The organism is Microcystis sp. LE19-41.2A (assembly GCF_027530405.1).
Classification (GTDB): domain Bacteria; phylum Cyanobacteriota; class Cyanobacteriia; order Cyanobacteriales; family Microcystaceae; genus Microcystis; species Microcystis aeruginosa.
Genome location: NZ_JAPZQJ010000352.1, coordinates 1 through 13,658, shown reverse-complemented (window position 1 = coordinate 13,658; position 13,658 = coordinate 1). Strand labels below are relative to the sequence as shown.

Annotated in this window: 12 protein-coding genes; 7 read left to right on the top strand and 5 right to left on the bottom strand. The window is 40.9% G+C overall.

Translation table 11 applies throughout. The annotated features are described in order from the left end of the window. Window positions 1–406: 406 nt before the first annotated feature. Window positions 407–1,519 (top strand): DUF262 domain-containing protein, encoded by a 1,113-nt coding sequence (locus O9290_RS14400; protein WP_288057420.1) that lies wholly within the window; start codon window positions 407–409, stop codon window positions 1,517–1,519. Next, window positions 1,519–2,175: an MAE_28990/MAE_18760 family HEPN-like nuclease gene (locus O9290_RS14395; RefSeq protein WP_288057419.1), complete on the top strand. Its 657-nt coding sequence runs from the start codon at window positions 1,519–1,521 to the stop codon at window positions 2,173–2,175. The genes O9290_RS14400 and O9290_RS14395 overlap by 1 nt, the downstream gene beginning before the upstream one ends. A 79-nt stretch (window positions 2,176–2,254) precedes the next feature. Here the strand turns inward: O9290_RS14395 and O9290_RS14390 are convergent, their stop codons facing one another. The 4 genes from O9290_RS14390 to rimO all read right to left on the bottom strand — a co-directional run bounded on the left by O9290_RS14390 (window position 2,255) and on the right by rimO (window position 6,423). Then, window positions 2,255–3,046 carry a hypothetical protein gene (locus tag O9290_RS14390; RefSeq protein WP_288057418.1) on the bottom strand — a complete coding sequence of 264 codons (792 nt, stop codon included), beginning with the start codon at window positions 3,044–3,046 and terminating at the stop codon, window positions 2,255–2,257. Between the two features lie 5 nt (window positions 3,047–3,051). Beyond that, complete coding sequence (locus tag O9290_RS14385) at window positions 3,052–3,405, bottom strand: hypothetical protein (RefSeq protein ID WP_002741232.1); 354 nt, start codon at window positions 3,403–3,405, stop codon at window positions 3,052–3,054. 223 nt (window positions 3,406–3,628) lie between these two features. Then, entirely contained in the window at window positions 3,629–5,068 is a 1,440-nt protein-coding gene (locus O9290_RS14380) for a DEAD/DEAH box helicase (RefSeq protein WP_002763242.1), read from the bottom strand. 41 nt (window positions 5,069–5,109) lie between these two features. Further along, a complete protein-coding gene (gene rimO / locus O9290_RS14375) occupies window positions 5,110–6,423 on the bottom strand; it encodes a 30S ribosomal protein S12 methylthiotransferase RimO (protein WP_288057421.1) in 1,314 nt (437 codons plus the stop codon). A gap of 472 nt (window positions 6,424–6,895) precedes the next feature. Here rimO and btpA point away from each other — a divergent pair, with 472 nt between their 5' ends. From btpA to O9290_RS14350, 5 genes are all read left to right on the top strand, one after another. Then, a complete protein-coding gene (btpA, locus tag O9290_RS14370; RefSeq protein WP_288057416.1) occupies window positions 6,896–7,747 on the top strand; it encodes a photosystem I biogenesis protein BtpA in 852 nt (283 codons plus the stop codon). A 199-nt stretch (window positions 7,748–7,946) separates the two neighbouring features. Further along, entirely contained in the window at window positions 7,947–8,933 is a 987-nt protein-coding gene (locus O9290_RS14365; protein ID WP_288057414.1) for a vitamin K epoxide reductase family protein, read from the top strand. A 109-nt stretch (window positions 8,934–9,042) separates the two neighbouring features. Next, the gene (locus O9290_RS14360; RefSeq protein WP_288057411.1) at window positions 9,043–10,236 is read left to right on the top strand and encodes a DNA methyltransferase; all 1,194 of its coding nucleotides are present in this window, start codon (window positions 9,043–9,045) and stop codon (window positions 10,234–10,236) included. Between the two features lie 415 nt (window positions 10,237–10,651). After that, the gene (locus O9290_RS14355; protein WP_288057408.1) at window positions 10,652–11,431 is read left to right on the top strand and encodes a hypothetical protein; all 780 of its coding nucleotides are present in this window, start codon (window positions 10,652–10,654) and stop codon (window positions 11,429–11,431) included. 48 nt (window positions 11,432–11,479) lie between these two features. Then, on the top strand, window positions 11,480–12,718 hold the full coding sequence (locus tag O9290_RS14350; protein WP_002763248.1) for a DNA cytosine methyltransferase: 1,239 nt from the start codon (window positions 11,480–11,482) through the stop codon (window positions 12,716–12,718). Window positions 12,719–13,024: 306 nt separating this feature from the next. Here O9290_RS14350 and O9290_RS14345 read toward each other — a convergent pair whose 3' ends face one another. Further along, window positions 13,025–13,471 (bottom strand): hypothetical protein, encoded by a 447-nt coding sequence (locus O9290_RS14345; RefSeq protein WP_043999476.1) that lies wholly within the window; start codon window positions 13,469–13,471, stop codon window positions 13,025–13,027. Window positions 13,472–13,658: the final 187 nt, after the last annotated feature.

Below are 13,658 nucleotides of genomic sequence, written 5' to 3'. Positions count from 1 at the left end.
GGCCGAATTTGAATTCTTTTCTGAACAAAACCCCCTACTATCTGTTGTCAAGGTTCAGTTTTTAGCTTGGTTATCGCTTTTTCCATTGTAGCTTAAAGCCGTCCTAAAAGGACGGGGTTTTAACCCAAATTTTCGATAAATCGCGTCTTTGCAGATTAGCCACCTGAAAATTGATGTTTGTGCCAATTGCGGGGATGAGCCTTTTTCTGTCAACTCTTGAGGTTGACGCGTTTCATTTTTGAATTGGCGGATGGTATTAAAGTAGAATATAGGGATTATACTAAGTATAGAAAAATTACAGCTTTGTTTCTAAAGATGAAGTGTAACCTAATTTGGTATCGAATCCTGACGACCGGCTCCCCAAAACGAAAACTGTGTACTTCACCATTAAGATAACTGCTATAAGATGAATTTATTAGAAGAAGTTAAGGCAAAAACTAAAGAATTTCGTACCGATAACTATCCTATGTCAATCGGAGAGATTATTAGTCTTTATAATAACAAAGAAATGACAATTAATCCAGATTTTCAAAGATATTTTCGTTGGACAATAGCCCAAAAAAGCCGATTCATAGAATCGATACTATTAGGAATTCCTATTCCCTCTATTTTTGTCTATCAGAGAGAAGAAGATAGTGTTTGGGAATTGGTGGATGGATTACAAAGGATTTCAACAATTTTGGAATTTGTTGGCGATTTAAGAGATGAGGACGATGAAACTAAGAAAAAACCGAAACTGGTGCTTCAAGGTACTAAGTTATTACCTAGCTTAAACGGAGTTATGTGGGAAGGTGCAGAGGAAGGAGAGTATAATTTGCCCCCGTCTCTAAAAATAGATTTCAAAAGAGCGAAAATACAGGTTCAGATTATCCAAAAAGAATCGGATAAAAATGCTAAGTTTGAAGTTTTTCATCGTTTAAATACTGGTGGCTCTTTTTTATCTTATCAAGAGGTGCGTAATTGTCTTTTGATTATGCTAGATAAAAGCCTATATAAGTGGTTAGAAGACTTGGCAGAAAATGAGAACTTTAAAAATTGTATTTCCCTATCCGAGCGATTAAGACAAGAACGCTACGACTTGGAACTAATTCTTAAATATTTTGCCCTGTCTTCTCCCACATTTGGTCCAACATCATTGAACAAAAAAGAGGTTAATGAATATTTGACTGACTATTTGATAAAATTATGCAATTCCATCACTTTTGATCGTGTGTTAGAGCAAGAAAAATTCGCTAAAATGTTTTTATTGCTTGATCAAGCGACGAGTGAAGATACTTTTACCAAATATGATGGAACAAGATTTAAGGGTAAATTTCTCGATTCTGCTTATGAAGCGATCACCACAGGATTACGAGAAAATATTGATGATTACTCTACTCAAGATATTGAACTGCTAAGAACAAAAATTCAGGAAATGTGGTCAGAATCTGACTTTATTTCTAACATCGGTACAGGATCGAGAGCTAGAACTAGAATGCACAAAATGATTGAATTTGGCAAAAAATATTTTAAAAAGTAATGAGTAAAGATAATAGAACTATCGAAATTCTCCAGAAAAACTTAGATGAAGATATGGCATGGCGAATTAAAGAACTTAGTATTTTAAAAACTAAAATTCCTCCACAAAAAGGAACTGAGCAAGAAGTATTAATTAGAGCCGGAATAACCACTCTCTATGCCCATTGGGAAGGTTTTATTAAATATGCAGCAGAATGTTATTTGCAGTTTGTTTCCTTAAAAAAATTAAATTATCATGAACTGGATTACTGTTTCGTTGCCCTTAGTTCTAGAAAATCTATAAATGAGTTAATAAAAACCAATAAATTTAAGTTACAAAAAGAGATGATCAAAAATTTACTTGATAACCTAGAAAATACAGCTTCTATACCCCACGAAAATATTATTAACACCAAATCTAATCTCAATTTTGAAGTTTTCACTGATATCTGTACTATTCTAGGAATTGATGATAGTGATTATCAACTTCGGCAGAAAGCTATTGATGAACAACTTCTCACCCAAAGAAATAAAATTGCTCATGGCAAGTATTTAACTATCGATTATGAAGAATACATCAGTATTTATAATTTAGTAATTGAATTAATCAGAAATTTTAAAGATGATCTATTAAATGCCGCCGTGACGGAACAGTATAAAAAAGTCAAAAGTATATAGGGTTAATACTAAATCCGTTGAGTATGCGCTACATATCAGAACAGGCACTCATGCAAGAGACAAAAGGGGAAATAAATAATCAGTTTTTAATAACCGGATTTAGTATGACTCCATGACTATCAAGAACTGTTCCAATAGTGGCAAGAGACGAAGTGACTAATTGGAGTAACTTGTCTTTTGTCTCTGCCAAATTCTTATCTTCTGTATTGCGCTGTAAACTTTGAGTATTATAAATTTTTTTAATTAATTCTTCACCAGCAGAAAAAACATTACTATCTGAATATTTGGTTGTCCTGGCTTCTTCAAAAAATATATTAATTCCCTCTGACCATTCAGCTTTTAACTCTGAGTCATCTACTTGCTCTAATAGATTATTACTAAGAGATTGAAGTTCTTGAAGCTGCGTTTTGACATGAGGTGCTTTCGCATAAATTCTTCCCCAAGTGGCCAAAAAATCAAAAGTTTGTTCGGCAATTAAAGGGGTTCCGTCCGCAAGACTAACTTTAAAAAAAGCGTCGAGGGCAGGGGCAAGAAGCGCAAAAATTGGTAATTCCCAACTATTGACAGAAGCGGTAAGAACAAGTAGGCTGATTCTAGATGGACTATCAGGGGGAATACTATTGCGAGATAAAATTGACGCAATAAATAACCAAACAACCTCATTGTTAATCTCGCTGTCATTCTGTAGAAGCTTACGTCCCAATACCCCTAAGCCGATTTCTGAAGCTTTGATCGATCCCAGTGCCAACAGATCTGCAAACTCTCTAACATGACTATCCACCCTTCTCAGATTGCCGAAAGCTCTATCAATTTCTTCTCTAGCGTTATCACTATCGCCAGAGTCTAAAAATTGTTGTACTCTTCTAAGCATCGTTGTCATTCTGTTTGGGGCGAAGGGATAAAGGTAAGACCACTGCGAATTTCAATATCTACACGGGCGTTTTTAGTTTTACGTTTAGAATCCTGAAATGAGTGCGGTTGTGCCTCTGGAGTGACACCACCTTGCTCACTAGCATTTGTAACAAAGCGTTCAGCTTTTCTAAACGCTTGTTTCCGTTCCTCTCGTTGACATTCGCTGCATTGCCCTTTAATATTAGCAAGAAATGATAATCCTTCTTTAGCAGTAACAGGATTTTTTCTTGCCCAAGAACAACTGTATCCACCCTCTTGCTGGATATCGTCTCCTTGAGCTTGTACCCTCCCACGATAAGGTTCTGACGAACTCGACATATTAAATGTTCAAATTTATTCATTTAAGACAATTATATAGTAATTATCAGCAAAAATGTCAAACAAAGCCCAAATACTTGATTAGAATCAATTATCAAAAGTTTAGCTATAAAATTATGTAGAATGCTTTCGACGACGTACTGGGAAATTACCTGACAAAAAAAAGTTGATAGAACCAAAACGGTCTATCAACTCTTAAAGTTATCTATTCAAGAACTAAAAATTAACGTTCCTGAAAGACGATTTTTTTGTCCAGGGAAGGACGGTTATTCGACTTAGAGGGGTACTTACTACCACCACTGCGGGGAGTTTTATTAATCACCGGTTTACTGCTCGTCGGTGCGGGAACTTCCCAATCGGTTTTCATCCACTGGGGACAATTTTGATCGTAGATCATTTGCAGGGCAGCCGCCGCGATCGCTTGGGGATCGTATTCTTCACTTAAATCCCGCACTAAAGGCAAGAAAGAAGCCATACGTTCCCCCGATAAAGCCTCTTTTAGCTGATTTTGCAGCTTGGCCAGGCGTTTTGCTTCCACTTCGGTGCGGCTAGGAATGGGACTAGATTCCAGACGTTGACGCAGACGCTGTTCAATCTGACGCAACAAACGCCGATCGATCGGTTCTACTAAAGATATAGCAGTTCCCGTTTTACCAGCGCGGCCCGTGCGGCCAATGCGGTGAATATAGGTTTCGGCATTATCCGGCAGATCATAGTTAATAACGTGGCTGAGATTTTCCACATCTAGACCGCGGGCTGCGATATCCGTGGCTACCACTAATTTAATTTTGCCCTCGCGGAAACGTTGCACCAGTCGTTCCCGTTGCACTTGGCTTAAGTTACCGTGGTATTCATCCACCGTTTGCCCCGCTTCTTGCAGTTTGCTGGTTAATTCGGCCGCGGTTTGCTTGGTGCGGACGAAAATAATCGCCGATTCTAGGGGTTCGATCTCTAACAGGGGTTGCAGGACTTTTAATTTCGTCCAACCGCGAGGGATCAGATAAATTTTCTGCTCGATCTTAGCAGGAGCGGCCTGGGGTTGAGAAACCGTCACAGAAACGGGAGATTTCAAGAAATTAGCGATTAAATCGCGGATTTCCCGGGGCATAGTTGCCGAGAAACAGGCGGTTTGACGGGTGGAGGGGGATGCTTGCAGAATTTTCTTCACATCATCGATAAAACCCATACTGAGCATTTCGTCCGCTTCATCGAGGACTACCCAGTTTAAGGATTCGAGATGGAGTTTTTTGCGATCGAGCAGATCGATTACCCGGCCGGGAGTCCCGACCACAATCTGGACACCTTTTTCCAGACTGCGGATCTGACGTTCCATGGATTGACCACCACAGACTGTCAGGATAAAGAGACGACGATCATCAGAGAAATCTTTGATGGCGCTGGCCACCTGTTGGGCTAATTCCCGGGTGGGGGTGAGGATTAAAGCTTGAACGTTAGGATTTTTGGTGTCCATGCGTTCCAGTAAAGGCAGGGAATAGGCGGCGGTTTTGCCGGTTCCCGTTTGTGACATTCCTACCATGTCATGCCCTTCTAGAAGGAGAGGGATGGCTTTGGTTTGAATTTCCGTGGGGGTGGTGAATCCAAGCGTTTCTAGGTGTTGAAGACGGCTATCGGATAAACCTAAATTGTTGAAACCAGTGGTCATAGGGATTGTTTTGTGGGAATTAAATAAGAAAAATGGAAAAATTAGACTATTTCGCCGTAGAGATCGTAGGTATCGGCCGCAGTGATTCGGACCTGTACGATCGCACCTAGAATCGCCTCCCCTGTCACATAAACCAAGCCATCCACTTCCGGGGAAAAACGAGCGGAGCGCCCGATTAATTCTCCTGTTTCTGGGTTTTCCTGTTCGATGAGAACATCGACAGTTTGACCGATATAAGCTTGATTTTTGCGTTCCGAGATCGGTTGCTGAGTTAACATCAACCTTTCGCGGCGTTCGTCCATAATTGCCTGTGGCACTGGATCGGGCAGGTCAAAAGCGGCTGTACCTTCTTCGGCGGAGAAGGTAAACACCCCGACGTGATCGAACTCATGACGCTTGACAAATTCCAGCAGATGGCTGAAATGTTCCTCGGTTTCTCCGGGGAAACCGACGATAAAAGTCGTTCGTAAAACCGCGTTCGGGATAGCTTGCTTGATCCGCTCGATAATGCCATCGTTGACTCGTCCTTGCCAGGGACGGTTCATCGCCCGCAGGATGTCGGGATGGGAATGTTGTAGCGGCAAGTCTAGATAGGGTAAAACATTCGGGCTCTCTCGGATCGCTTCGATAACCTTTGGCGTTAACCCGGTCGGGTAAGCGTAGTGAACGCGAATCCAAGGTATATCGACTTCTGCCAGCGCTCGCAAGAGTTCCGCTAATTTGGGTTCGCCATATAAGTCTAACCCATAATTGGTTGTTATTTGCGAAATGAGAATTAATTCTTGGACTCCTTGGCTGGCTAATTGTCGCGCTTCGGCCACAATCGACTCGATCGAACGGGATCTTTGATCGCCGCGCAGGTGGGGAATAATACAGAAGGCACAGCGATAATCGCAGCCTTCAGCCACCCGCAGATAGGCGACTCCCTCGCTGGTGGTGCGATAACGGGGCAGATTTTCGTCGGCGATAAAAGTGGGATCGGTGCTGACTTCTTTGACTCGTTCTCCCGTCTCTACCCGTTCCACGATCTCGACGATTTTCTGATAATCCCCTGTGCCGACAATGGCCACGGCTTCCGGCAATTCCGTCAGGAGTTCATCTTGGAAATGTTGGGCCATACAGCCGGAGATAATAATTTTTTTATTAGCTTCCGCCAGTTCCACGAGGGTGCGAACGGATTCTTCTCTAGCTGCTTGAATGAAACTACAGGTATTAACGATAACGTAATCGGCCAACTCCTCGTCATTATCTACGGGATAGCCGGCCTTGGCCAGCAGTCCTAACATATGCTCGGAGTCGATCCGGTTTTTCTCACAGCCTAGGTGTGAGATAGCGATGGTTGGCTTATTGCCCATGCGATCGAGTATCAACCAAATCTTAAACTTCTCTTTTAATGTTAAGACATTGTGAACTACTCTCAACGGATTTGAGAGCTTCCTGCTTCAATGGGATGCGCTTTCTACCTCGAAAGATAGCAAGTCTTACCTTCCCGACCCAGGCAGGAGTCCTAGTTCCTAAGACCCACACTTTTTCTTGCAACACGACCCCCCGAAGCTCGGTTATCGCTTAAGGAATAGTGGTCAAGACCCGTTTATGATAACATAGTTTTTTGGAATTGTCTATATACAAAGTCAGCATTGATGAGGGGAACTGTGGGGCGAATTACTTCGCCCCTTTAAAAGCCCTGTCCCATCGCACTAAGCGCATCGGGACGAATGCTGACACTAAGTTAAAATAATTTCCCCCCCGTGGAACCGTGGGTAGGCCTTCACCCTGTTAAAATGGGTGAGCGGCGCCTGGTTGGGGACGCTAAGAGTAGTAGACGCTGTGAACTTAATTGCAACTTTCAAGACAAAAAACCCGATTATTGGCGTGGTTCATCTCGCCCCCCTGCCCACTTCCCCCCGTTGGGGTGGCAGTCTCAAGACGGTGATCGAGCGGGCTGAACAGGAGGCGACGGCTTTGGCTGCCGGCGGTGTTGATGGTTTGATTATCGAGAATTTTTTTGATGCCCCCTTTACTAAGCAACAGGTGGATCCGGCCGTGGTTAGTGCCATGACTTTAATTGTTGATCGCATTAAAAATCTGGTGGTCTTACCGATTGGTCTTAATGTTCTCCGCAATGATGCCCATAGTGCTTTAGCGATCGCTACCTGTGTCAATGCCCAATTTATTCGGGTTAATGTGCTAACGGGGGTTATGGCCACCGATCAGGGCATTATTGAGGGTCAGGCCCACGAACTCCTGCGTTATCGGCGCGAATTGGGGTCTGAGGTCAAGATTTTAGCGGATGTTTTGGTTAAACACGCCCGCCCCTTGGGAACCCCTAATCTGACTACGGCGGTGCAAGATACGATCGAACGGGGACTAGCAGACGGGGTGATCCTCTCCGGTTGGGCTACCGGTAGCCCCCCTAGTTTTGAGGATTTGGAACTGGCAGTGGCGGCGGCCAAGGGAACACCGGTTTTTATCGGCAGCGGGGCTGATTTGGACAATATCGGGCAGTTGCTGCCGGCTGCTGATGGGGTGATCGTGGCTAGTTCCCTCAAGCGTCATGGCAAAATTACTGAACCGGTGGATCCGATCCGGGTGTCGCAATTTGTGGAAACAGCCCGGCAGATCAACGATCAAAAGGCAAAAATTGATAATTCTCTCCCTTCTTTGCCTCTGTCCACATAACCCCTTGCTAGAATGGCGGATAGTTATCGGTCGTCAGCGAGCCTAAGTTTTTAGGAATTGAAAATGTCCTAATTAACGCGATATCGTTACGGAATTTTTCCTTTCAACAAAGTACATTTCGATTTACCTTCTGACTCCTGACTCCTGACTCCTGACTCCTGACTCCCGAATTCTGCTGTAATTTAATCTAAATAATATTATGCGTCGTCGTTCTGTACCTTGGATTCATCGCTACTCCCGGCCTCTAATTGGGGGCGTTTCGATCGTGGGGGCGATTCTGACCGGCTATTTAACCATTACCAAACTGACGGGAGGGGCTGCTGCCTGTACCGCCGGGGCTAGTGATGGGGCTGGTTGTACTGGTGTTCTTAATAGTCCCTACGCTACGGTTTTCGGGCTGCCCTTGAGTTTGTTCGGTTTTTTGGCCTATATTGCCATGGCGGTTTTTGCCCTCAGTCCTCTATTTATTAATGGGGAAACTCAGAAAAATCTCCGCAAAAGTTTAGAAAATAATACCTGGTTATTGCTGTTAGCGGGGGCGACGGCGATGGCGGTATTTAGTGGTTATTTAATGTATATTCTAGCCACGGAATTAAAGGAATTGTGTCCCTACTGCATCACTTCAGCTTTGTTCGCTTTAACCCTATTAATTCTCACAATTATCGGTCGCGAATGGGAAGGTTTAGGACAAATTATACTGCCGATGGTTGTAGTGGCAATGATTACTTTTGTGGGAACTTTAGCGGTTTACGCAGGAGTAAATTCCCCCACGGTGGCAGCAGGAAAAGAAGAAATTACCCGGCCAATGACAGCGGCTAAACCTCCCTACGGTTGGGAAGTAACCACGGTTTCGGGAAAAGCAGAAATCGCCCTGGCTAAACATTTAAAAGCAATTGGTGCGAAGGAATACGGGGCTTTTTGGTGTCCCCACTGTTACGATCAAAAACAGTTATTTGGTAAGGAAGCGGGAGAAATCCTCAAAAAAGAAGGGGTTTATATCGAATGTGATCCCCAAGGGGTTAATGGTAATCCCCAAGCTTGTCGCGATGCCGGAATTAAAGGTTTCCCCACTTGGATTATTAAGGGTCAAGAATATTCGGGAACCCAAAGATTAGAGAAATTAGCGGAGGTTTCTGGTTATACTGGCCCGATGAATTTTAAATATACAGTTCCGGGACGTAAGTAGGAAAATATTGAGGGGTTGAACCCTGTTCAGCCCCGACATTTTATGGTGTTTGTTCTCTAGATAAAGTAGAACTTTAATTTTGTTCTTAGCAATAGAGGGAGATTGAAAGTTGCCAGATTTTGATCAACCTATACCCCAAGACAAACTTGACATTATTGATAAAACTAGAGCCAATTTATTTGTTTGGCGAGGTCAGTTTTCACCCCAACTGATAGAGACTATTTTAAGTTTCTATTGCCCATCTAATTCGGTCATCCTCGATCCTTTTGTGGGTAGCGGAACTGTTTTGCTAGAGGCAAGTTATTTATCCCTAGAAGCTTATGGATTTGAGATTAATCCCGCTGCTTATATCATGAGTCGTACCTATGAATTTATCAATGATTCTCAAAAAAAAGAAGTTCTTAAAAACCTGAGAAATATCCTCGATCAAGAATTTCCTTTGAGAATTTTTGAAGTCAGTGACCAAGTAGAAAATTTAGTAGATAAATTGCAAAATACTAGGAATATGCTACCGGATCGGTCAAAGGTTTTATTTGATGCTTTAGTAATCATTTTTGATGTGTGTAACAATAAAATTACTCAGGAATTTATTCAGAAAAAATTTTTACATCTTAGCAATATAATTACTAAGCTACCTTACTCTCAAAAGCCGATCAGGGTTGGATTATCTGATGCTCGTTCTCTCCCACTAAAAAATAATCAGATAGATTTTGTTGTGACTTCTCCACCCTATATAAATGTTTTTAATTACCATCAAAATTATCGTCAATCTGCTGAAATCTTAGGATGGGATTTACTCAAGATAGCCAAGTCAGAAATTGGCTCTAATAGAGCAAATAGGAGTAATCGTTTTTACACTGTAGTACAATACTGTTTAGATATGGGTGACATTTTAAAGGAACTGGCAAGAGTCAGCAAGCAGCAAGCAAGAATTGTTTTAATTGTAGGACAAGAATCTAACGTTCTTGGCGTACCTTTTTATAATGCTGATATTATTGAAAAAATAGGTGTCAAAGCCAAGCTATTTCAGAAAGTATTAAGACAAAAAAGAAAATTTAAGAATAAATTTGGTAAAGTTATTATAGAGGATATAATTAATTTTATCAACTTAAATAATCAAGTTAGCCAAGAGGTAATAGAACAAATTTCTAGAGAGGTAGCATTTGAGGTATTGGAAAGCAGTAGGCTGTTTGTATCTTCAGAAAACCAGCTATGTTTAGAATCAGCAATTGCCAAAGTCAATAATATTCAAAAAACACCAATTTTAGATAAGAGATTATATATTGACCCTGTTAATATTTAATTTTAACGAATTGAAAAGATTTGATGCTTTTTCACAATTTATTGACTATTGCTATATAGCGGTAAGCGCTTGAGTGAGATACAAACCAAGCTTTGCCTAGCATGGTTTATAGCTCGTGACACTGTACCTCATACGACTGCACACCGCTATAGTTGTAATTAAACAGTAAACAATCCCAACCCAGCAACTAACTAGGGTCTGCTGAAAAAGTTTTCCCTGGGGGCAGGGTGTGGGGTGTGGGGTGTGGGGTGTAGGGTTTTACCGATTTTCAGGTGGTCAACTACCTAATTTTCAGGGAAAAAGTACCTGAATTTTCCCCTCAATCACTCCAATGGTCGGCACTTTTTGAGGTCAAAAAAGTCTAAAAGTATTATCCAACAAGGTTTTTATATTTATTCAGCAAACCCTAACTATAATGAGCTATTTATACTCTTATCGCCATAACTTGACCCAATTATTAGAAGAAATTAATTTACAGAAACCTGCGATCAAAATTCCTACCTTTGTTACTCATGACTTGGTAGATACTTATCAAATTTGTCGTCTAATTGATGATTTCATTTTTGAATATTTTCAAGAAAATAGAAAAACAGACACAGACATTGCAGACAATAGGGATCAAAAAATCGATGATGCTTTGGAGGAGTTCCAGTCTAAAGTAGTTGAAAAAATCCTGAAAGAAAAACAGGATTTTAAAAATATATCTCTCAAAAAGAAGAAAGGATTTAAAAATATTTTTGAGTTTGCTCAATGTGAAAACTTGTACTTATCGAATAAATATGTCAATCTTATCTCGGAAAGTCTAGGTCATACTTTAGAAGAAATTGCTTCTATTAGTTCACAGGTTTTTGTACCAGAAAAAATTCTAAATTTTAAAATCAAAGGTGTGGATTTAGTAGTTTTTAATCAAGGAATAATCAAATACACTCAATTAAAAACTAAAAAAGATACTCTTACTGGTAGCCAGAGTGATCGGAGTATCAATGAATTAAAAATACATCCTAACTCAGTTTTTGCCGCTGCTTTAGATATGGGCAATTCTTGGACAATTAGCAAAACCAAAGCTAAAGAGAATAATATTGAGCTATTAGCAGGGCAAGCTTTTTGGTCAATGTTGGACTTAGATTATGAAACTATCCTGAATAAGTTAAAGATGACAGTCAGGAAAATCGAAAAAAAACTTTATCAAGTTTAGCTACTTTGATGTATAATAGAGAGGTAGATAAGTTGTTAATTATTGGTTATGACTCAGGTAAATCTACAAAAAGCCGCTAATATTCTCGGTGTAACTACCGCAGAAATACTAACATGGCAAAAGAAAAAATTAATCAAAGGTCAGAAAATCAATCAAGTTGATTGGTTATTTGATCTCGAGCAATTAACCAATCTTAAAAATAACCAATCCCCCAGAGAATTGAGAATTTTACAAACTGTTGAGCCAACTAATTACACGGTTATCGAATTATTTGCTGGCTGTGGTGGTATGGCTTTAGGTTTAGAAAATGCGGGACTAAAAACGCAATTACTGGTGGAAATTAATCAAGATTGTGTTAATACTTTAAGACTTAATCGACCGCAATGGAATGTTATAAATCAAGACATAAAAAAGATTAAATTTTCCAATTTTAGAGACAAAATAGATATTGTAGCTGGAGGTTTTCCCTGCCAACCTTTTAGTTATGCTGGGTTAGGAAAAGGATTAGAAGATTTGAGAGGAAGCCTATTTTTTGAATTTGCTCGTTGTTTACAGGAAGTGCAACCTAAAATCGCTATAGCCGAAAATGTTCGAGGATTATTAAGCAATAAAAAAGGAGAAACTCTGCAATTAATGCTGCAAGCTTTACAGGAAATCGGTTATTATGCTGCTTATCAAGTTTTATCGGCTCAATTTCTTGATGTTCCCCAAAAAAGAGAAAGATTAATTATTATCGCCACCCGTCAAGATCTAAATATTAAACCGATTTTTCCCCAATATAGAAACTATACTATTTCTCTGAAAAAAGCCCTAGAGAATTGTCCCAGTTCTCCAGGAGTAGAATATAAAGAAAGAAAAAAAGAGATTATGTCCTTAGTTCCCGCAGGAGGAAATTGGCGGAATTTGCCGATGGATATTCAAAAAGAATATATGAAAAATAGTCTCAAAAATCACGGCGGACGGACAGGATATGCTAAAAGATTATCTTGGGATGAACCGGCTTTAACTATTACCTGTAGTCCGGCACAAACCCAAACAGAAAGATGTCATCCCCAAGAAACTCGTCCTCTGACTGTGAGAGAATATGCACGAGTGCAGTCCTTTCCCGATGATTGGCAATTTACCGGTAATTTAACCTCTCAATATCGACAGATTGGTAACGCGGTTCCCGTGAATATGGCCTATCATCTTGGTGGCTGTTTAATTAATATGTTGCAGGGGGATTATCTGGGGGAAACACAGCCAAAAACCGAACAGTTAAGCATTCCGGGATTAGAAGTTAATTAATTTTGACTAAAAGTAAATAGTTTTTACCTAATCAGCAACAGCAGCAGAAAAATTAAGTAGTTATACTAAATCCGTTGAGTAACGCACAGAAAACGGGTTTCTCCGAGAAACCCGTTTTCTACTCATGCACTCATGCAAAAAGGGGAATGAATAATCAGTCTTTAATAACCAGATTTAGTATAACTACTTCTTGCATGAGTTCCTATCCTCAGCCAGAAATTGATTTTGTCCGATTTTACTGTCCGGGATCTGTAGGGTTGATTCATGAATCAACCCTACCCCACCAGAAATTGATTTTGTCCGATTTTACTGTCCGGGGGGAATAACCTCTAATGGAATACTTTCAGTTTCTCCATCTTTAGATGGATTGACATCGGGACTTTGTTCTGCATCTGGAGTTTTTTCCACCGCTTTGGTTTCTGAGGTGGGGGGATTTTCGGGGGGTGCTTCTGGACTGGGGTTATTTTCCGGGATGGGGGTGAATTCCACCGGGGTTTCCCTTTCAGGAGAGGGGGAAACTTCGGGGGAAGGTTCGATATTACGGGTACTTTCCGCGGGAGTTTCTTCTATCCGGGGAGATTCTGGGGTAGTTGCGGGGGTAGTTGCGGGGGTGTCTTCCCTGGTTTTTTGTTCTTCCTGGGGACAGGCTGCCGATTCTAAACCGAGATGACATCGGACTTCCTCCCGTCCCAAAGACACGGCAATTCCCGACACCGACATTAACAAAGCTAGGATGGGTAAGATATTGTTCATAAAATTAGACTTGATTCTACTCCTCGACATCACATTATCTATTTTAGATAAGTAGCTGGTTATAATTAAATTAAAAATGGATTTTAGGTTCGATCCCCCCTGCCCCCCTTGATAAGGGGGGTGCCGATCCCCCCTTAGTCCCCCCTTAATCCCCCCTTGATAAGGGGGGCATCTGATAATTTTTAAC